The sequence below is a fragment of the Phenylobacterium sp. genome, from assembly GCF_036495085.1.
In the GTDB taxonomy this organism is placed as follows: domain Bacteria; phylum Pseudomonadota; class Alphaproteobacteria; order Caulobacterales; family Caulobacteraceae; genus Phenylobacterium.
The window spans coordinates 26589-46461 of sequence record NZ_DASXNL010000113.1; the positions used below are offsets into that span (position 1 = coordinate 26589).

Here is a 19873-nt window from a genome sequence, read left to right on the forward strand (position 1 = left end):
TGCGCGGGACCGGTCCGGCCGGTTGCGTTGCGACTTAGGAAGACCGAGCGCAGTAGTCAAGTATTCCAGGGCCCGCTAATCCCGGTTTTCGGGGGCGGCTCGAGGTGGAGAGGGTTCGAATGCCAGAAGTGGTTCTGACCGGTGCGGCCGGGCGGATCGAGGGACGCTACTCCCAGGGCAAGAGCGAGACGGCGCCTGTCGCGCTGATCCTCCACCCGCATCCCAAGGCGGGCGGTCAGATGAACAATCCGGTGACCGTGCAGCTTTTTCACCTGTTCATGAAGCGTGGCTTCTCGGTGCTGCGATTCAACTTCCGCGGCGTGGGCCGCAGCCAGGGCGAGTTCGACTCAGGCATCGGGGAACTGGCGGACGCGGCGACGGCGCTGGACTGGCTGCAGTCCACCAATCCGGCCGCTTCGCAATGCTGGGTGGCGGGTTATTCCTTCGGGGCCTGGGTCGGAATGCAACTCCTGATGCGCCGGCCGGAGACGGACGGCTTCATCTCGGTCTCGCCGCCGACGAACGCCTACGATTTTTCCTTCCTCGCCCCCTGCCCGGCCTCTGGCCTGATCCTGCATGGCTCGAATGACAGCGTCGTTCCGCCGATGGAGGTGGAACGGGTGGTTTCCAAGTTGCGCACCCAGAAGGGAATTGTCATCGACTATGACGTCGTCGACGGCGCCAGCCACTTCTGGATGGAAAACCTGCCCGACGTGGAAAGCCGCGTGGGCGCTTACCTTGACCGGCGGCTGGCAGCCGAACCAGCCTGACCGAAGTGACCACTCCGGAAGACGTCATCCAGGCGCGCCGGCGTCTGACCAACAAGTTCATCGCCAGCGGCGAGGCCGAGCGTCTGCGGCCGTTCTTCATGGATGACGCCAGCCTGATCACCGGCGACGGCGGTATGATCCTGGGTGCCGACGCCATCATAGACGCCTTCGCCGCGCATTTCCGCCAACTGGGCTTCGTTCCCTATGTGCGGACGCCTCAAAGCATTGAACTCGACCAGGCCGAAACCCGCGCCGTCGAAATAGGCCGGTGGACCGGCGCGGCGACGTCCGGAACCTACATGGCCGCCTGGCGCAAGGTCACCGGCCAGTGGGTGATCGAGAACGAATTCTTCGTGACCCTCGGCGGCTAACCCGCGCCAAGCGCCTCAATTCACCCGGGTCCAGGTCTGCGCCTGACAGAACATCAAGACGCAGCCGGAAACCTTGAGCGTCCCGTCGGGCGCGAGACTCATCTTCGACCTGTAGGTCTTGCCGGAGGCGGGATCGTAGATCTTGCCGCCTGCCCAATGGCCGGGAGCCTCGCGCCGAAAATCGCTGATGATCAGCGCGCCGATCAACGGCCGCGAACGGAGCGCTGCATCGGGGTTGCGCCTGTCGTGCAGCGGCCCCGGCGGCGCGTCCGGCGGCGGCTTGGCCCAGGTCAGGGTCCCGCATGCCTGCGCAGCATCGGCCGCACAGGGGCCCACCCGGACCTTGCCGTCCTTGGCCTCAGTCAACCAGTCGCCGAACGTGGGGTCGCCCTGCGCCTGCGCCGGATGGGTGGCGGCCAGAGCCAACGCCAAGGCCACCGCGGCCGCGCCGGCGGCCCACATCCTCGGATCATTCATAACGCAAGGCTCCGACGGGCCGGGCGCGGGCGACGCGCAGGGCGTGGAAGAACACCGTGCCCCAGGCAATCAGAATAGCCGCCGCGGCTGCGGCCAGGAAGGTCCAGGGGGCGAGGCGCACATGGTAGGCGAAGCCCTCGAGCCAGCGGCTCATCACCCACCAAGCGAGGGGCAGGGCCAGGAGGTTGGCCCACAGCACCGGGCGGGTGAACTGCCAGAGCAGCAGCCTCAGGATGTCGGACGAACTGGCGCCCATCGCCTTGCGGATGCCGATCTCCTTCGTCCGCCGCTCGGTGGTGTAGGCCGAGAGCGCAAAGAGGCCGAGACAGGCGATCGAGAGCGCAATCAAGGTGCACGCGGTGATCACCGCGCCCTGCACAATCGTGTCGACATATAGCCGCAGCATGAACTGGTCGACGAAGTAGCGGATCATCGGCCCCTCGCCGACACGCCTCCAGACGCGATCAATGCCGCCCAGCGCCTCGGCCTTTCGGGCAGGGTCGAGCCGGACGTTGAGCGCCAACTTATCGAATTGCCCACCGTGCCTGGGGCCGATCATATAGATCGACGCTGGAATCTTGGCCCGGACCGAACCGAAGGTGAAGTCCGGCACCACACCGATGACGGTGGAAGGGGCGTTGGAAAGATACGGCCCACGCGAGGCCTCCGGGATCGCGAAGTCGGTCAGCCCATGCCACAGGATGGTCTTGCCGACGGCCTTGTCTGGACTGGCGAAGCCGAACGCACGCATAGTTGTCTCGTTGATCACCACCGGCTGATGGAACTGGGTTCCGTAGGCGGCGTCTCCCGGCCGGTTGGGATCAAACAGCCGTCCCGCGAGCGGCCGAAGCCGGTAGGTCTCCAGGAACCGATAATCGACCGGGTCGACAGCCACGCTTTTGTGGATCGACCCCACGCTCACCGTATCCTCGCTGTCCGCAACATTCAGGGCGTTGGCCGACGAACAGGCGGCTTCCACGACGCCCGGCAACTTACGGACCTGATCGCGCAGATTGTCGGTGCAAGGTTTGGCCAGCAGCAGAAGCACGTTTGACTTGTCGAGGCGGGTCGCCTCGTTCAGTGCGAATATGGTCTGGCGGTAGATCGTGCCCGCCATCAGGATGAGAGCGATCAGTACGGCGAACTGGAAGACGACCAGCACCTGGCGCACGCCCGCCCCGCCAACGCCCTGGACGATGCCGCCCTTCAGGACCGCAGCCGGCCGGAAGCCGGAAAGCACCAGGGCCGGGTAGGCTCCGGCGAGCAGGGCCACGGACAGGACCACCACGCCCAGGCCTGCGGCCAGCGACGGATCGTGCAGGTAGTCGAACCCGATGCGGCGCTGCACGAGGGCGTTGAAGGCCGGCAGGACGAGCTCTGCCAGGGCGACGCCGACGATCGCGGCAAGCAGCACATAGATCAGGGCCTCGCCCATGAACTGGACGATGAGGTCGCGGCGGGCCGCGCCCGCCGCCTTGCGGACGCCGACCTCGACAGCCCTTCGCGCGGCGCGCGCGGTCATCAGCGTCACGAAGTTGACGGCTGCGACCATGACGATCAGCACGCCTACGGCTGCGATCGCCATCACGACCCTCGGATCGCCGGACGCCTTGGTGAACTGCGTCCGTAGCGCCGGGCGCATGTGGATGTCGGCGATGTTGACCGCCGCCAGCGTCAGCTTGACGTCGCCCGCGTTCTTGAGGTCGTAGCGCCGCTGGACGAACGCGGGAAGCTGGGCCCTGACGGCGGCGATCGAAGCGCCGGGGCGCAGGCGGAAGTAGGTTTGCACCCGATTGTTCAACATTCCGTCGTAGGCATGATCCTGCATCACGCCCCAGGGCGCCCGGCCGGAGGGGAATATCTCTCCGATCAGATGGGTGTTGGACGGCAGGTCCTCGACCACGGCAGTGACCCGCATCGGATGCTTGTCGATCAGCAGGGCCTGTCCAAGCGGAGCGTCGCTGCCGAAGTACTTACGCGCCATCGTCCGGTCGAGGACGACGCTGTCTGGCGCATCAAGGGCGTGCGCCAGGTCTCCAGCCACAGTCGGCAGCGGCATCAGCCGGAAGAACTCCGGGTCGGCCCAGGCGACGGACTGCTCGGCGGCGCTGACGTCGCCATGCTTCACCTCCGGCGGAAAGCCCTGCGCTGCAAACCGGCCCACGGTCTCCATTTGCGGGAAGTCGAGCCGCAACAGGGCCGCTTGCATGGTCGGGGTGTACTCCCCCTCGGTCGGCTCGCCGCCGTTGACCGAGATGGTCGAGGAGAGCCGGTACACGCGTTCGTGCCCGGCTATGAACTTGTCGTAGCTGAACTCGTCGCGCACGAAGAGGGCGACGAGCAGAGCCGCGGCGAAGCCGATCGCCAGCCCCGCGATGGTGACCCCGGCGTAGAGGCGGTTGCGCGCGAGGTTGCGGAGCGCAGCTACCAGATAGTTCCGGTACATCGGCAGGCCTTGTCATTCGTAACGCAGCGCGCCGACCGGGCGTGCGCGGGAAACACGCAGGGCGTGGACGAAGACCGTGCCCCAGGCGATCAGCACACCGGCCACGGCGGCGGCGGCAAAGGTCCAAGGCGCCACGGAGACGTGATAGGCAAACCCCTTCAGCCACCAGTTCATCACCAGCCAAGCGGCCGGAAGGGCCAGGACGTTCGCCCACAGCACCGGCTGAGTGAACTGCCACAGCAGGAGCCGCAGGATGTCCTGCGAGCTTGCGCCCATGGCCTTGCGGATGCCGATTTCCTTGGTACGTCGCTCGGTGGTGTAGGCCGACAGCGCGAACAGCCCGAGGCAGGCGATGGAGATCGCGATGACGGCGCAAATCGCGACGAAGCCGCCCTGGATGATGTTGTCGATGTAGAGCCGCAGCATGAACTGGTCGGCGAAGTATTGCTGCAGCGGCATGCCGCGGCCGATCTTGGCCCACAGACGCCCGATGTCGCTCACCGCCTGGGTGGTGTGTTCGGGGTTGAGCTTTATGTTCAGCGCCACCGAGCCCAGCACGTCGTCCTTCGGGCCGACATAATAGTAGGAGGGATTGATGGGCTGGCGCACGGAGCCGAACGTGAAGTCCGGCACGACCCCGATCACCTCCGACTTCTGCGGCGGCGGGATGGTCCCGCCGAGGTTCGTCATGGAGAGACCGCGGATGAAGTGCCAGCTCACCAGATGGCCCACCGCGGCCTGAGGTGACTTGAACCCGAGCATGCGGGCGGCGGACTCATTCAGCATCAGGGTCGGCGAGGTGTTCGCGAGCTTGGCGCCGTCATCGCCCGGCCGGTCCGACTGGAAGACCCGCCCGGCCAGCGGGCGCACGCCGTAGACGTCGAAGAAACCGAAATCGACCGGTGCGTAGTTGAGAAGCACGTGGCGCCCAGCCGCCTCGACCATGTCCTGGCTGTTGCCGAGATTTACGGCCATGGGCGATGAGCAGGCCGCCGCACGAACCCCGGGGACCGCGCGGACCGCGTCGCGCAACGTGTCGGTGCAGGGCGCTGCGAACAGTATCAAGACGCCGGCCTTGTCGGTGTGGGTGGCGTCTCTGAGGGCGAAGGCCGTCTGACGGAAGATCGTCACCGTGGAGAGCACAAGCGTGATCAGCACGGCGAACTGCGCGACGACGAGCACCTGGCGAACGACGATGCCGCCGCCGCCGCTGGCGACAGGCCCGCCCTTGAGCACCGAGGCCGGCCGAAAGGACGACAGCACCAACGCCGGATAAAGGCCCGCCAGCAGCGCCGTGGCCAAGGCGGCCCCCAGCATGGCGATCAGGAGCGGCGGGTCGGTGAGATAGCTGAAGGCGATCTTGCGTTGCAGGGCCGCGTTCACCGCCGGCAGCAGCAACTCGGCGATGGCCACCGCCAACACCAGCGCCACGGCGACGTAGACGAAGGCCTCGCCCATGAACTGGACAATCAAGTCGCCTCGTCCAGCACCGAGCGCCTTGCGGACCCCGACCTCCACTGCGCGCCGCGCGGCGCGCGCCGTCATCAGGGTGACGAAATTGATCGCCGCGACCACGACAATCAGCACGCCGATGACGCCAATGCCCGCCAGCACCTTCACATCTGCGCCCGGCTTGGGATCGCCGCCGTCGGCAGGTTGCAGGTGGATCGAGGTAAGCGGCTTGAGGCGCAGCTCGTAGAGGTCGATCTTCTCGTTCGGATTTTGCAGCCGGTGCGCCGGCCAGATTCGGCGTTCGGCGAAGCCCCTGAGCGCCGCGTTCATGGCGCTCGCCGACACCCCGGCCTTCAGCCGCACATAGGTCAGGTTCGAATTGGCTGAGTAGCCGGCTGCATCGAGCTTGCGCAGCATGGAGGCAGGGGCCCTGCCCGATGCGAAAAGATCCCCGACAAGGTGAGTATTGGTGGGCAGGTCCTCGATCACCGCAGCGACCCGCATGGGGTTCCCGTCGACGAGCAACTGACCGCCGAGCGGAGCGTCCTTGCCGAAATACCTGCGCGCCGTGCTGCGGGTGAGCACGATTGCGTCCGGCGCCTCCAGCGCCGTTCCGGCGTCGCCGGCCACCGTCGGCACCGGCAAAATCTTGAAGAAGTCCGGGTCGACCCAGGCGAAATTCCGCTCGCTGTTGCTCACGCTGCCCCGCCGGACCGTCGCAGGAAATCCAGACGGAGCCATCCGCGCCGCGTACTCGATCTGCGGAAAATCGAGCTTCAGGTCCGCCGCCAGGTTGGCCGAGGAGTCATCCATGTCCACCAGCGGCTTGTTCTCGGGCTTGATCTTCTGGTTGAGCAGGAACACCCGCTCGTGCCCCGGAATGAACCGGTCGTAGGTGAGCTCGTGGCGCAGGTAGAGCCCGATCAGCATCGCCGAAGAGAAGGCGATCGCCAGGCCCGCAATGGTGATCCCCGCATAGAGCCGGTTGCGCGCCAGGTTGCGCAGGGACGCGGCAAGGTAGTTCCCGAACATCGGCGTCTCGCCTCAGGCCGCCAGCAGGGTTTCGGATACGACGCGGCCATCGAGGAGCTTGATGGTCCGTTGGGCGACCGCGGCGTGGCTCAGCGAATGGGTGACCATCACCACCGTGACGCCGGCGGCGGCCGCGTCGGTGAGCAGAGCCATGACGGCCTCGCCGTTGGCGGTGTCGAGGTTGCCGGTGGGCTCGTCGGCGAGGATCAGGCTGGGCTCCGAGACGAGCGCGCGCGCGACGGCGACGCGCTGCTGCTGGCCTCCGGAGAGCTGCTGCGGACGGTGGCGGGCGCGATGGGCGATACCGACCCGCTCCAGGGCCTCTGTCACGCGGCGGCGGCGCTCGGCGGATGGAACCTTCCTGTAGAGCAGCGCCACCTCGACGTTTTCGGCCACCGTCAGGTCGTCGATCAGGTTGAAGCTCTGGAAGACGAAGCCGATGCGGTCGCGGCGCAGCACGGTAAGCTCGCGCTCCGAACGACGAGCCACGTCCTCGCCAAAGAAGCTGTAGGCGCCGCTGGTCGGCGTATCGAGTAGGCCGAGCGTGTTGAGCAAGGTCGACTTGCCACAGCCTGATGGGCCCATGATCGCCACGAACTCGCCGGCCCCGATCTCCAGCGAGATTTCGTTGAGCGCCAGCGTCTCCACCTCGGCCGTGCGATAGACCTTGGTGACTTTGTCCAGCCTGAGCATCTAGAGCCCCTTCCCTATTTCGCCAGAACCACGCGATCGACTTTCTCGAAGCCCGTGTAGTCGGAGGTGATCACCCGCTCGCCGGCCTTCAGGCCGCCCAGGATCTCCACCTGTTCGATGCTGCGCCGACCGATCTTGATCCGCCGGCGGTCGGCATGGCCGCCATTCCCGTCCACGACCATCACCCAGTCGCCGCCGGTGCGCTCCAGGAACCCGCCGGCTGGTAAAATGAGGGCCGGCCGATCGCCGCCAAGCGTCAGCCGACCCTCCAGGGCTTGGCCGGGGAGTAGGCCGCGCGGCATGGCGCCTTCGAAGGCGAGATCCACCTGGAAGGTCGCGTTCTTAACCTGGGGGTCGACGCGGGTCACCCGGACGGGGACCTCGCGGTTTTCGATCGTCACGACGCCGGTCTGACCCTGGCGCACGCGGTCGAGGTAGTATTCGTCGATCGGCGCCTGCAGCTTGAAGCCGGTATCGGCGACGATCTGGCCAAGGCGCTGGCCGCGATTGCGGATCTCGCCCGGCTTGATGTCCACGTCCGTCAGCCGCCCGGCGACGGGAGCGCGGACCACCAGGTTGTCGAGCTTGGCGCGGGTGACCTTCAGGCTCTCCTGCAGGGTGGCAAGCTCGCTCCGGATCTGCGGGATCTGCCGGCGGCGCAAGGTTTCCTGCTCCCCATTGGCCACGGTCTGCAGCGGCAGGAGCCGCCGGTTGTGGTCGAGCTCGTCATGCACCTGATCGAACTGGTCGCGGCTGATCCAGCCCTTGGCGGCCAGAACGTCGCGTCGCGCCGCTGTGCGCTGGAGGCGGATGATGTCGTACTCGATCTGGGCGATCGACTTCTCGTTGGCGACGCGGGTGTCCTCGAGCTGCTTCTCGTAGCTCTGCAGTTGAGTGATCGACTCGACGAGACGTCCTTCGCGGTCCAGCACCTCCAGTTCCAGCTCCGTGTTGCGGAACCGGAGCAGCGGCTGTCCCTGGGCGACCATGTCCCCGGCCTGAGCCAACACCTCCTGCACCTGCCCGCCTTCGAGGGCGTCGAGATAGATGACGTCCTTGGGCGTCGCCGCCGCACGAAGCACCACGAAGTCGTGGAAGACGCCCGGTTTGACGCTCTCAAGCGTCACGTTCTGCGCCGGGACACGCACGCTGGATTTGGCCTCGCCCAGGACAGCGGCCGCCAGGCCCAAGGTCGACAGCACGGCCACCAGCGCGCCGGCCCCGATCAGGGTGCGCCTGCGCCGCCAGACCGGGCGCACAATCGGGGTGTCCATCAAGATCGTCATTGCTCAGCAGTGTGACGCCAACCCCGCTTCGGACAAAATTTCGTCTATTCAATGACTTAGATAACCCCAAAGACCACCGGACCGAGCGGACTGTCCGAATACGGACATCGCCATGTCCGCGATTTCAGCGGCCCGGACGCAAGTCTCTGACGCGACTAGCTTTGCCGCCGGGCCGGGAAGGCCCTAGATTCGGGCCCGTGCCGAGCGCCTTCCTCATCGTCGACGACGACCCCGACGTACTCAAGGCCGCCGCCACGGCGCTGGCGCGCGAAGCCGAGCGCGTGGACACCGCGCTCCTCCCGGAGGGACTGGCCGAACGGGCTCACCTCTACGACGCCGTTCTGCTGGATATGAATTTCACCGCGGGCGAGCGCGATGGAGCCGTCGGGCTCGACATCCTGTCCCGCCTCCAGGAAGCCGACCCGGCGCTTTCGGTTGTGCTGATGACCACTTACGGCGGCGTCGCCCTGGCGGTCCAGGCCCTGAAGCGAGGCGCCGCCGATTTCGTCCTGAAGCCCTGGCGCAACGTAGCGTTGGCTGAGGCTATGCGCGCGGCAGCCGCGCTCACCGCCGAGCGACGCGCCTCGGGCGCGGCGCTGAACCTCGACGAACTGGAGCGACGGGCGATCGTGCGGGCGCTCTCGCTCTACGAGGGCAATGTCAGCCACGCTGCGGCGGCGCTGGGCCTGACGCGCCCGGCGCTCTACCGCAGGATGGAGCGCCATGGCCTCTAGGCGGCTCTTTTCCGGAGCGGCAGGCTTCGCCCTGGGCGCAAGCTTGAGGGCGGCTGTGATCGCCGCGCTCGCCTTGGCGATTCTGCTCGCCGTCGAGCGACGGCTCTATGCGACAGCCCTGGTGCTGGGCGGCTTGCTCGGGTTGATGGTCCTCGATCTCATGCGCAGCACGCGCGCCGCCGACCGGACGTTGGCGCAGTTCGTCGAAGGCCTGACGGCCGAAGGCTATGAGCGCCCCACGACCCCGGTCGGTCTGCGCGCGCTTGGCGCGGCGATCCAGGTCGCGCTCGACCGACTGGCGGCAATGCGCGCCGAACGCCAGCAGCGCACGGACTTCCTGGAGGCGCTCACGGACACGGTCAGCGCCGCCCTGCTGGTGATCGACGACAAGGGGACGGTGACAGCGGTCAATCGCGCGGCCCGGGTCGGGCTCGCAGCCGGCGTGGGATCCATGGCGGCGATCCCGCTCCTGGGCCCCGCCGCCCAGCGCCTCCTTGATCTGCCGGCCGGCGCTCGCGAGATCGTCCGCCTGGCCGACCAGCGGGCCATGCTGGCGCAGGTCTCCGAGTTCAGCACGGGAGCAGGCTCTCGCCGGCTGATCGCCCTTCAGAGCGTCTCCGGGGACCTCGACGCAGTGGAGGTGAAGGCCTGGCAGGACCTGGCGCGAGTGCTGGCGCACGAAATGATGAACTCGCTCACGCCCATCTGTTCGCTTTCGGAGAGTATCGCGACCCGGTTGGCCGAACCCCATGGCGGCGCCGTGGAGGCCGATGTGATCGAGGCCGCCGAGGTGATCGCGCGGCGCAGCCACGGCCTGATGCATTTTGTCGAACACTATAGACGGCTGACCGACGCGCCGGGCGCGGTGAAGGTCCGCACCCAGATGACCGAGTTCGTGCGGCGTCTCGATCTCCTTGCGGCCGCAATGATCGGTGAGGACGAGGTCGCCTATTCCAGCGCCGTGCAACCTGCCTGGCTGACGGTGGACGCCGATCCGGACCTCCTTGAACAGGCGCTCATCAACCTACTGAAGAATGCGGTGGATGCGGTTCGCGCGCGTCCCGGCGCGAAGGTGCGCCTGACCTGCACGCTGGAGGAAGACCAGGTGACACTGGCGGTCTCGGACAACGGACCGGGCCTGCCGACCGGAGATCCGGAAGGCGCGTTCGTGCCGTTCTTCACGACCAAGCCCGGCGGATCGGGCATCGGCCTCACGCTCGCCCGCCAGATCGCGCTCGGCCATGGCGGGCGCCTCGAACATCAGGCCGGCTCGCCGCAGGGGGCGGTCCTGCGATTGATCCTGCCCGCCGGCTAACCCGCGATCAGCATGGCCCGCTCGGCCGCGGTCAGGACACGCCAGCGGCCTTCCGGAAGCTCACCCAGGTGCAGGGAACCGATTCGGATTCGGACAAGGTCCATCACGTGCAGGCCGACCAGTTCGCACATGCGTCGGATCTGGCGGTTGCGGCCTTCCTTGAGGATGAAGCGCAACTCCTGGCCCTGCACCACGCTGACCTTGGCCGGCTTCAGCTGACGGCCGTCCATCGATAGCCCGTGGCAAAGCCGCCCGATCTTCTCCGGGGTGATCTTGCCGGTGACCCGGACCAGATATTCCTTCTCCAGGTCCGACTCGGGGCCGATGATCGCCTTGGCGAGTACGCCATCCTCGGAGAGCAGGAGCAGCCCACGGCTGTCCATGTCCAGTCGGCCGAGCGGCGCCAGACGGGTGTCGCGGTCGGGGATCGAGGGGCTCTCACCCACGAGCGTCGCCCGCGTCAGGAGCCGCACGGCCGGGGTCTGGCCGGGCTCAGGCTGGGCGGAGACGATCCCCATGGGCTTGTGCAGCACGACGCTGAGCGGCGCCGCATCATTCCCGTCCGCCAGCACCAGGGTCTGCCCTGGCAGGATTTTGCGGCCCGCGTCGGCCACCGTCTCGCCGTCGATGGTGACCAGGCCGCGCTCGATCAGGCCTTCGGCCTCGCGCCTCGAACAGACACCGTTCTGCGCGAGCCACTTGTTGACCCTCTGCGGTTCGGCCTCGTCGTAGCGGCGTGTCCAAGCCATCGGCTAGGCTCTTGGCGGATAGGCGTGACGCCCGCCGCACGGATCCTCAACGGACCCGGACGAGACGTAGTCCGGGCCGATCGGCACCTTTCCGTGGCCGCCGGGAATATCGAGGATGTAGGTCGGCTGGCAAAGCCCGGAGACCGCACCTCGCATGGCGCGCATGAGGGCCCGCCCCTCTTCGATGGACGTGCGCAGGTGCGCCGTGCCCGGCGCGAGGTCGGCGTGGTGAAGGTAGTAAGGCTTGATCCGCGTCTCGACGAAGGCGCGCATCAAGGCGGTGAGCGTCTCCGGGTCGTCGTTGACACCGGCCAGGAGCACGGTTTGGGCCAGCATCGGGACCCCGGCGTCGACGATTTTCGCGCAAGCGGCGCGCGCCGCAGGCGTCAACTCGCGCGCGTGGTTGGCGTGAAGCGCGACATAGACCGCCTTGCCCGGCGCCTTGAGGGCTGTGACGAGTTCGTCGGTGATCATCTCTGGCGCCACAGCCGGTACGCGGGTGTGGAAGCGGACGACCTTCACGTGAGCGATTTTCGCGAGCCGGTCCATCACATCCTGCAGCCGACGCGGCGACAGGATGAAGGGATCGCCTCCCGTGACGATCACCTCCCAGATCCCGGGACGCGCGGCGATATAGGCCATCGCCGCATCGAGCGCCGCCGGCGAGAGGGGCCGCAATCCCTCCGGCCCGACCATCTCCCGGCGGAAACAGAAACGGCAGTAGACCGCGCAGGCGTGGTTGATCTTTAGGAGAGCCCTGTCGGGATAGCGATGGACGATCCCCTCGAGCGGCGAATGGGCGAAATCGCCGATCGGATCAGCCGATTCCTCCGGCCTGACCTCAAGTTCCGCCGCGGTCGGGACGAACTGCCGCGCGATCGGGTCCAGCGGGTCGCAGGGATCGACGAGCTCCGCCATAGCGGGTGTAATCGCCACGGCGTATTGCGCCGCGACGCGCTCCAACACCGCCGCTCGCTCAGGCGCGACCATGCCCGCGCCAACAAGTGCGCTTGGGCTGCGGAGGGTCTTGGCGGAGGTCATGTTGCGCCCGTATGGCGCCGGCGGGCCGCCGCCGCAACGCGGCTAGACCGCGCGAAGGCTGTCCGGGACGAGCCCGCCATTGTCGGCAAGCTTCTGGATGACCGCCTTTTGCAGGGCGATGTTCTGCTCGGCGGAGCCGTCCGCGCCGACGCGTACACCGAGCTCATCGGCGAGTTCCTTGCGAGCCGACAGACTTGAATCGAGATCCAGCAGCTTCAGGAGATCGACAATCGAGGTTCGCCAATTTCCGGCATTGCCCTTGGAGTCCGCCATTGACGCGAGCACGGCCTCAACGTCGACGGGCTCGCCAGCCTGCGTTTCGGCCGGCGCCGGCGGAGCGGCGGGGGCGGCCTGCGGCTCGGCCGGCGCAGACGCAGCCGCAGGCGCAGGAGCCGCCGTCGGATGATGGAAGACCTTATCCATGATGGCGCTGAAGATGCTCATCGGATCCTCCTGACGCGGCGCTGGCGCCGCTGGCGCAACCCCAATCCGTGCGGCAGGGCCCGGTTCCGAGAAATCGCCGGCGCCTCAGGCCGGAAGCGACAGGTTCGCCTGGTAGAGCGGGTTCGGCGCGGGCTCTGCGACCCTGGTCAGGGTGTTACGGTCCCGGTGCAGGAAGGGCTCGGCCTGCCCCCGGACCGACAACATGACGTCGGATACGTAGCTCCAGGTCCCATCGGCGTTGAAGGTCACCTCCAGCTGATAGGAGTCCGTCCGGAAGGCGTGCTCCAGAAACGCTGTCGAGGAGATGCCGAATTCCGTCTCGCCGCGGCGCGCGCTGACCATCAAACCCGCGCCGTCGGGTTTGGCCACACCGCCGGCCAGAACCACCTGGCCACGGGGAATGGCCACGGTTTGCATCACGAGGCCCGTCGCCGGCTCCCAAAGCCAGTAGCCGACCTGGTCATGAAAGGTGATCTGCTCCGGCGGCGCCAGGATGTGCACGTGATAGCGCAGCCCGTAGAGCAGTTGCGGACCGTTGGCCTGGGGGTCGATCGGCTGCATGTCGATCCGCTCGACATACTCGCGCCGCTCCGGGCCGTCGGCCTTGGGGTTGAGGTCAACGCCCTTGGTTCCCTCCCAGACACCGGCCAGGCCCCGCAGTGGCCCCAAGTTCGCCAGGGTGTCGGGATCGACGTCTTCCGGCTCGGTGAAGATGTCGTCGGGGAAGGGATTCATGCCAACATTCACTTGGGCAACGCCTGTTAACCTTCGATGCCGCACCGTTGCCGCCGCGGCCGGCACGGGTCAAGCCGCGGTCAACCTTCCGCGACCGGCGCCCAGAGAACCTGTTCGATGCGACTGGCGCCAGTGGCGAGCATCACCAGCCGATCGAGCCCGAGCGCGCCACCGCTGGCCGGCGGCATCCGGGCCAGGGCGGCCAGAAACTCCTCGTCGAGGGGATAGCGCTCCCCATAGACCCTTTGCTTTTCCGCCATCTCCACCTCGAAGCGGCGGCGCTGCTCGGTCGCGTCGGTCAGTTCCCCGAAGCAATTGGCCAGCTCAACGCCGCAGGCATAGAGCTCAAAACGTTCGGCAACGCGCGGGTCTGTCGCCTTGGGCCGCGCGAGGGCGGCTTCGCTGACCGGATATTCGCAAAGGATGGTCGCCCGCTCACGCCCGAGTCCAGGCTCGACCTTCTCCACAAGCACCCGGCTGAAGACATCGGCCCAGGTGTCGTCAGAGGCGGTGCGGATTCCTTTCCCCTTCGCAGCGGCCGCCAGGCCGTCCCGATCGGTGGCGCCGTCCGCCTGGACCGTCTCGAGCAGATCGATGCCGGCGAAGCGATCGAAAGCCTCAGCCAGGGTCACGCGTTCGGGTTCGGCCTGGGGATCGATGGTCATGTCCCTGAAGCGGAGCGCCTGCGCTCCGGCCGCCTGGGCGGCGACGGCGAGCAGGCTTGCGCAGTCGGCCATCAGGGTCTCGTAGGCTTCGCCCGCGCGATACCATTCCAGCAGGGTGAACTCGGGGTGGTGAAGGGCTCCGCGCTCGCGGTTGCGCCAGACGCGGGCGAGTTCAAAGGTCCTGGCCTCTCCTGCCGCCAGCAGCTTCTTGGCGGTGAACTCTGGCGAGGTGCGCAGATAGAGGGTGGCCCGTTCTCCACTGAGGCTGAGGGCCTCGGTTGCAAAGGCGTGCAGATGCGCTTCATTGCCCGGCGAGACCTGCAGCGCCGGCGTCTCGACCTCGACGAAGCCGCGCGCGTCGAACCAGGCGCGGACGGCCGAGGTGATGCGGTTTCGCGCCAAAAGAACCGGCCGCCGCTCGGCATGCCGCTCGGGGTTCCACCAGGACGAGGGATTGTCTTCAGGCAACAGGTGCGACCGGCTGGGGGCTGGCGATTTCGCCGCCAATCGCTATAGGGGCGCGACAAGAAATTCATCAGCGGAATCGCGCGAGGTCACATCGCCGCCGCCGTCATCGAGGAATATCGACTTGAAAGTAGCCGCCAGCTCGCTCCGCAAGGGGGCCGTCGTCGACATGGAAGGCAAGCTCTACGTCGTGCTGACCGCCGAAAACATCCACCCGGGCAAGGGCACCCCGGTGACCCAGCTCAACATGCGCCGCATCTCCGACGGGGTGAAGGTTTCGGAGCGTTGGCGGACCACCGAGCAGGTCGAGCGCGCCTTCGTCGATGATCGCAACTTCACCTTCCTCTACGAGGACGCCGAGGGCTTCCACTTCATGAACCCCGAGAACTACGATCAGGTCGTCGCCTCACGCGACGTCGTCGGTGACGCCGCGCCCTGGCTGCAGGACGGCATGACGGTGACGCTTTCGACCCACGACGGCGTGCCGATCGCGCTGGAACTGCCGCGCCTGGTGACCTTGGAGATCGTGGATACGGAACCGGCCGTAAAGAACCAGACCGCCTCGTCCTCCTACAAGCCAGCCACCCTCTCGAACGGCGCGCGCATCATGGTGCCGCCCTACATCGCGTCCGGCACCCGCGTGGTGATCCTGACCGAGGACGGTTCCTACCAGGAGCGCGCGAAAGACTAGTCGGCCGGACGCTCGGGGGAGCGCCTGGCAGACGGCCAATCCCGGCCCCACCTAAGGCGCCTGCCCAGACCGCCACCGGGCGACCTGGCCGGCGCAAAGCGTTGGAGTACCCCCAATATGCGGACCACCCTGCTGGATATTCGTCGCATGAAGGCCTCGGGGCGACGGATCCCGATGTTGACCGCCTACGACTACCCTTCGGCCCGTATCGCCGATCGGGCCGGTGTGCCGCTGCTGCTGGTGGGTGACTCTCTGGGCATGGTCGTGCACGGCCATGACAGCACCCTGCCCGTGACGCTCGACGAGATGGTCCGGCACGCCGCCGCGGTGGTGCGTGGTTCGGCCAACGCGCTTGTGGTCGGCGACCTGCCGTTCCTCACCTACGCGACCAAGGACGACGCGGTCGCGAGCGCGCGACGCCTGATGCAGGAGGCCGGCGTCCAGGCCCTGAAGCTCGAGGGTGGCCGTCCCGTCGTGCCGATCGTCGAGCATCTCGTGGCGTTCGGCGTGCCGGTGATGGGACATCTCGGTTTCACGCCGCAATCGCAGCATCAGCTTGGCGTCCGCGTCCAGGCCAAGGCCGCCGACTGCGCCAAGCGCCTTATCGAAGACGCCTTGGCGCTTGAAGCAGCGGGCGCCTTCGCCGTGGTGCTGGAGCTGGTGCCAGCCCCGTTGGCGCAAGAAGTCACGCAACGGCTCCGGATTCCGACCATCGGCATCGGCGCCGGCGTCGGTTGCGATGGCCAGGTCCAGGTCTGGCACGATCTCCTCGGCCTCTTCGAGACCTCGCCCCGTCATGCCAAGCGCTACGCAGAGATCGGCGCGGCGATGGAGAGCGCGATCCGAGCCTACGCCAGCGATGTCGAGCAGGGCCAGTTCCCGACCAAGGCCCAGAGCTCAGGCATGGACGCCGACGAGCTCGCCCGCGCGCTGGCCTAGGCGCAGCCCCCAGGATGCAGGTCCTCAACACCATTGCCGAACTGCGTGCGGCGCGCGCCGGCATCAGCAATCTCGGCCTCGTCCCCACAATGGGCTACCTGCACGAGGGCCATCTAAGCCTCGTAGCCCGGGCGAAGGCCGAGTGCGACGCGGTCGCGGTGAGCATCTTCGTCAATCCGACCCAGTTCGGGCCTAACGAGGACCTCGCCCGCTATCCGCGCGACCTGCCGCGCGACCTGAGTCTTCTGGACGCCGCCGGCGCGGACCTCGTTTTCACGCCCGAAGCCTCAGAGATCTACCCGCCCGGCTTCGATACCAAGGTCGAGGTCAGCGGCGTCACCGATGTTCTGGAAGGCGCCGTGCGCCCGGGTCACTTCGCCGGCGTCGCCACGGTGGTGGCCAAGTTGTTCAACATTGTCCAGCCGACCCGCGCCTATTTCGGGCAGAAGGACGCCCAGCAGAGCGTGGTCATCCGCAAGATGGCGCGCGACTTGAACCTGCCCGTCGAAGTGGTGGTGGCCGCCACGGTGCGCGAGCCCGACGGCCTGGCGCTTTCCAGCCGCAACAGCTACCTGACACCGCCGCAGCGAGCCGTCGCCCCGACAATCTTCCGCGCGCTCAGCGCCGCGCGGGATCTGTTCAACGCCGGCGAGCGCGACGCCGAGGCTCTGCGCGAGGCCATGCGCCGGATCATAACCGCCGAACCCCAGATGCAGGTCGACTACGTCAGCGTGGCCGACCCCACGACGTTGCACGAACTCACCACGGTGGGGCGAGACGCGCTGGCGTCCATGGCGGTTCGGCTAGGCGCCACTCGCCTGATCGACAACATGCGCCTGTTCAGCCGGACTCCCTGATCAGCCTGCCGGGCGCACGCGAGCACAGGCTCAAGGCCTCAGGCCGGCTGGCCATCTGGGTTCACGATACGCCCTCCGGTCATCGGCTTGGGCACGCCTGTCGTCTTCGGGAAGCTGATCGGCAGCCCCTTGGCGGTGCGCGCGGCCAGGTAAGCGAAGGCCTCGGCCTCGATGGCGTCGCCCCGCCAGCCGTAATGCTCGGCCGCCCTGACCGGCACGGGCAGCCGCTGTGCAAGCGCCTTCATGATCTCAGGGTTGTGGCGCCCGCCGCCCGTGACCACCAGCTCGCGCGGAACCTGGCCCATCGTGTCGAATCCCAGACCCACCGCCTCAGCCATGAAGGCCACGAGCGTCGCCGCGGCGTCCTCGAGCTCGAGCTTGTCCAAGGGCTGCAGCGAAAAATCGAAACGATCCAGGGACTTCGGAGCCGGAATCCGAAAATATTCGTGACCCAGGAGGCCCGCGAGGGCCCCTTGATTGACCTGGCCGACGCTGGCGTAGCGGCCCTTGTCGTCGAAGCGGCCGGCGCCCCTCGCCTGCACCATCAGGTCGATCATGCCGTTGCCGGGGCCGGTGTCGAAGGCGGCGATATCGTCGTTCCCGGACCAGAACGTGACATTGGCGACGCCGCCGACATTCAGCACGGCTAACGGCGGCTCGAGCCCGGACGCCCGAGCGCGAGCCAGGTGATAGATCGGCGCGAGCGGCGCGCCCTCGCCGCCCGCGGCGACATCGGCGGTTCGGAAATCATGCGCCACAGGCACGCCGGACTTGGTGGCCAGCAGGGATGCATCCCCTAGCTGCACCGTGCGCCCGACACGGCCGCCTTGTGGACGCTCGTGCAGGACGGTCTGGCCGTGCATGCCGATCAGGTCGATGTCCGACCACTTGAGCTTGTTGGCGGCGAGGAATTCCTCGGCCGCCGCGAGATGCTCGTTCGCGCCCGCCGCGGCCGCTTCGGCGAAGATCGCCGGCTCCGGCTCGCCGCGTGGCCAGGCCAGCGCCTGCCTGGTCGCGTCCAGCATGATCTCGCGAGTGGCCTCGGTGAGCTTGCGCTCGCCGGCCGGGCCGAAGGCGGAAATGGCGTGGCCATCGGTCTCCAGGACAGCCATGTCGACAGCGTCCAGAGACGTTCCGGTCATGAATCCAAGTACGCGCATTCGGCTTGACTGCCATGGCTCGCGGCCGGTAGCTAGCCGCGATGATCGGACCAGCAGCCCCTACCGGCCGCTACTACCGCCCGCCCAACTAGCAGGCGGCCGATCCGACGCGCCTGCCTTCCCCGGCCGGCGCACTCCAGACTCATCCAGGCGCCGGCTTCCTTTCCGAAAAGGAGCCTGCCATGTCCCTCGAAGTCTTCGGCCCCGCCATGCTAAGGCCGGGCGACCCGATCCACGAGAGTCCCCGAATGACCGACGCGCCGTTCAAATCCGAGTTCCTGCAGACGATGCAGGCGCGTGGATTCATCCATCAGATCACGCACCCGATGGAGTTGGACGCCGCGGCCGCGGCCGCACCGATCTCGGCCTACATAGGGTTCGATGCGACCGCTCCCAGTCTGCATGTCGGCAGCCTGATCCAGATCATGATGCTGCGTCGGTTCCAGCAGGCGGGCCACAAGCCGGTCGTGCTCATGGGCGGCGGCACTACCAAGGTCGGCGACCCGACCGACAAGGACGCCTCGCGCCCCCTCCTCACAGAGGCCCAGATCCAGGGCAACATCGCCACCATCAAGGGTGTTTTCGAGCGCTTCCTGAAATTCGGAAACGGCCCCACCGACGCGGTGATGGTCGATAACGACGAGTGGCTGTCGCGTTTCCGCTACGTCGAGTTCCTTCGCGACTTCGGGGTGCACTTCACGATCAACCGGATGCTGGCGTTCGACAGCGTCAAGGCACGGCTCGAGCGCGAGCAGCCGATGACGTTCCTTGAGTTCAACTACATGCTGATGCAGTCGGTGGACTTCCTCGAGCTGGAACGGCGCCTTGGGTGCGTGCTGCAGATGGGCGGTTCCGACCAGTGGGGAAACATCGTCAACGGCGTGGAGCTGATCCGCCGTGTCGACCAGAAGCCGGCGTTCGGCCTGACCACCCCACTGCTCTCCACCGCTTCCGGCGCCAAGATGGGCAAGACCGTCGGCGGCGCGGTGTGGCTGAACGCGGACATGCGCAGCCCCTACGACTACTGGCAGTTCTGGCGGAACACCGAGGACGCCGATGTGGGGCGCTTCCTGCGGCTGTTCACCGACCTACCCCTCGACGAGATCGCCGTCCTGGAAGCCCTGCCGGGCGCCCAGATCAATGACGCCAAGAAGGTGCTGGCGAACGCGGCCACGACGCTGCTGCACGGGCCTGACGAAACCGCCAAGGCCTGCGCGGCCGCCGAAGCGGCGTTCGAGCAAGGCAGGCTTTCCGATGATCTGCCGACCCATGAGGTGCCGGCCGCTGAGCTTGGGTCCGGCATCGTGCTGGCGGCGCTGGCCGCGGACGCCGGACTGGCGGCCTCGCGAGGCGAAGCGCGCCGGCTGGCGCAAGGCGGGGGCCTGCGCGTCAACGACAAGGCCGAGCTCGACGCCAATCGGATGGTCACGGGCGCCGACCTGGTGGAAGGTGTGGTCAAGCTCGCGGCGGGCAAGAAGAAGATCGTCCTGGTGAAACCGATCTGAGGAGCATGACATGGGGAAGGTGAGCGAAGGCGCGCCGGCGCCGGAT

19 protein-coding genes are annotated in these 19873 nt (G+C 67.3%); 8 read left to right on the forward strand and 11 right to left on the reverse strand.

The features are described 5' to 3' along the window. Nucleotides 1–119: 119 nt before the first annotated feature. Both VGI62_RS13450 and VGI62_RS13455 read left to right on the forward strand, forming a co-directional pair. Nucleotides 120–770 (forward strand): alpha/beta hydrolase, encoded by a 651-nt coding sequence (locus tag VGI62_RS13450; protein WP_331505006.1) that lies wholly within the window; start codon nt 120–122, stop codon nt 768–770. 5 nt (nt 771–775) lie between these two features. Further along, entirely contained in the window at nt 776–1141 is a 366-nt protein-coding gene (locus VGI62_RS13455) for a DUF4440 domain-containing protein (protein ID WP_331505007.1), read from the forward strand. A 15-nt stretch (nt 1142–1156) separates the two neighbouring features. On the opposite strand, the gene VGI62_RS13460 is transcribed toward VGI62_RS13455, so the two are convergent. Genes VGI62_RS13460 through VGI62_RS13480 form a run of 5 tightly spaced genes read right to left on the reverse strand, consistent with a single transcriptional unit; the run spans nt 1157 to nt 8515 of the window. Next, the gene (locus VGI62_RS13460) at nt 1157–1618 is read right to left on the reverse strand and encodes a DUF2147 domain-containing protein (protein ID WP_331505008.1); all 462 of its coding nucleotides are present in this window, start codon (nt 1616–1618) and stop codon (nt 1157–1159) included. Next, a complete protein-coding gene (locus tag VGI62_RS13465) occupies nt 1611–4064 on the reverse strand; it encodes an ABC transporter permease (protein WP_331505009.1) in 2454 nt (817 codons plus the stop codon). Before VGI62_RS13465 ends, VGI62_RS13460 begins: the two co-directional genes overlap by 8 nt. A 12-nt stretch (nt 4065–4076) precedes the next feature. Then, nucleotides 4077–6548 (reverse strand): FtsX-like permease family protein, encoded by a 2472-nt coding sequence (locus VGI62_RS13470; RefSeq protein WP_331505010.1) that lies wholly within the window; start codon nt 6546–6548, stop codon nt 4077–4079. A 12-nt stretch (nt 6549–6560) separates the two neighbouring features. Further along, entirely contained in the window at nt 6561–7241 is a 681-nt protein-coding gene (locus tag VGI62_RS13475) for an ABC transporter ATP-binding protein (RefSeq protein WP_331505011.1), read from the reverse strand. Between the two features lie 14 nt (nt 7242–7255). Further along, nucleotides 7256–8515, reverse strand: coding sequence for an efflux RND transporter periplasmic adaptor subunit (locus tag VGI62_RS13480; RefSeq protein ID WP_331505012.1), 1260 nt, complete (start codon nt 8513–8515; stop codon nt 7256–7258). A 209-nt stretch (nt 8516–8724) separates the two neighbouring features. On the opposite strand from VGI62_RS13480, the gene VGI62_RS13485 reads away from it, so the two are divergent. Both VGI62_RS13485 and VGI62_RS13490 read left to right on the forward strand, forming a co-directional pair. Continuing rightward, nucleotides 8725–9261 carry a response regulator gene (locus VGI62_RS13485; RefSeq protein WP_331505013.1) on the forward strand — a complete coding sequence of 179 codons (537 nt, stop codon included), beginning with the start codon at nt 8725–8727 and terminating at the stop codon, nt 9259–9261. Next, on the forward strand, nt 9251–10576 hold the full coding sequence (locus tag VGI62_RS13490) for a sensor histidine kinase (RefSeq protein ID WP_331505014.1): 1326 nt from the start codon (nt 9251–9253) through the stop codon (nt 10574–10576). Before VGI62_RS13485 ends, VGI62_RS13490 begins: the two co-directional genes overlap by 11 nt. Here VGI62_RS13490 and VGI62_RS13495 read toward each other — a convergent pair. The 5 genes from VGI62_RS13495 to epmA all read right to left on the reverse strand — a co-directional run bounded on the left by VGI62_RS13495 (nt 10573) and on the right by epmA (nt 14678). Then, the gene (locus VGI62_RS13495) at nt 10573–11325 is read right to left on the reverse strand and encodes a pseudouridine synthase (RefSeq protein WP_331505015.1); all 753 of its coding nucleotides are present in this window, start codon (nt 11323–11325) and stop codon (nt 10573–10575) included. The genes VGI62_RS13490 and VGI62_RS13495 overlap by 4 nt on opposite strands. A 3-nt stretch (nt 11326–11328) precedes the next feature. Beyond that, a complete protein-coding gene (locus VGI62_RS13500; RefSeq protein WP_331505016.1) occupies nt 11329–12366 on the reverse strand; it encodes a lysine-2,3-aminomutase-like protein in 1038 nt (345 codons plus the stop codon). A gap of 42 nt (nt 12367–12408) precedes the next feature. Next, nucleotides 12409–12810 carry a DUF3597 family protein gene (locus VGI62_RS13505; RefSeq protein WP_331505017.1) on the reverse strand — a complete coding sequence of 134 codons (402 nt, stop codon included), beginning with the start codon at nt 12808–12810 and terminating at the stop codon, nt 12409–12411. Nucleotides 12811–12894: 84 nt separating this feature from the next. Continuing rightward, nucleotides 12895–13545, reverse strand: a complete 651-nt coding sequence (locus tag VGI62_RS13510) for an FABP family protein (protein WP_331505018.1) — start codon at nt 13543–13545, stop codon at nt 12895–12897. A gap of 80 nt (nt 13546–13625) precedes the next feature. After that, nucleotides 13626–14678, reverse strand: coding sequence for an EF-P lysine aminoacylase EpmA (gene epmA, locus VGI62_RS13515; protein WP_331505019.1), 1053 nt, complete (start codon nt 14676–14678; stop codon nt 13626–13628). A gap of 121 nt (nt 14679–14799) precedes the next feature. Between epmA and efp the strand changes: the two genes are divergently transcribed. The 3 genes from efp to panC all read left to right on the forward strand — a co-directional run bounded on the left by efp (nt 14800) and on the right by panC (nt 17162). Next, on the forward strand, nt 14800–15366 hold the full coding sequence (efp, locus tag VGI62_RS13520; RefSeq protein ID WP_331505020.1) for an elongation factor P: 567 nt from the start codon (nt 14800–14802) through the stop codon (nt 15364–15366). Between the two features lie 117 nt (nt 15367–15483). Further along, nucleotides 15484–16305, forward strand: a complete 822-nt coding sequence (gene panB / locus VGI62_RS13525; RefSeq protein WP_331505021.1) for a 3-methyl-2-oxobutanoate hydroxymethyltransferase — start codon at nt 15484–15486, stop codon at nt 16303–16305. A gap of 14 nt (nt 16306–16319) precedes the next feature. Continuing rightward, a complete protein-coding gene (gene panC / locus VGI62_RS13530) occupies nt 16320–17162 on the forward strand; it encodes a pantoate--beta-alanine ligase (RefSeq protein WP_331505022.1) in 843 nt (280 codons plus the stop codon). 38 nt (nt 17163–17200) lie between these two features. On the opposite strand, the gene VGI62_RS13535 is transcribed toward panC, so the two are convergent. Beyond that, nucleotides 17201–18322, reverse strand: a complete 1122-nt coding sequence (locus VGI62_RS13535) for an anhydro-N-acetylmuramic acid kinase (protein WP_331505023.1) — start codon at nt 18320–18322, stop codon at nt 17201–17203. Between the two features lie 209 nt (nt 18323–18531). Between VGI62_RS13535 and tyrS the strand changes: the two genes are divergently transcribed. Further along, entirely contained in the window at nt 18532–19827 is a 1296-nt protein-coding gene (tyrS, locus tag VGI62_RS13540) for a tyrosine--tRNA ligase (RefSeq protein ID WP_331505025.1), read from the forward strand. Nucleotides 19828–19873 lie beyond the last annotated feature (46 nt).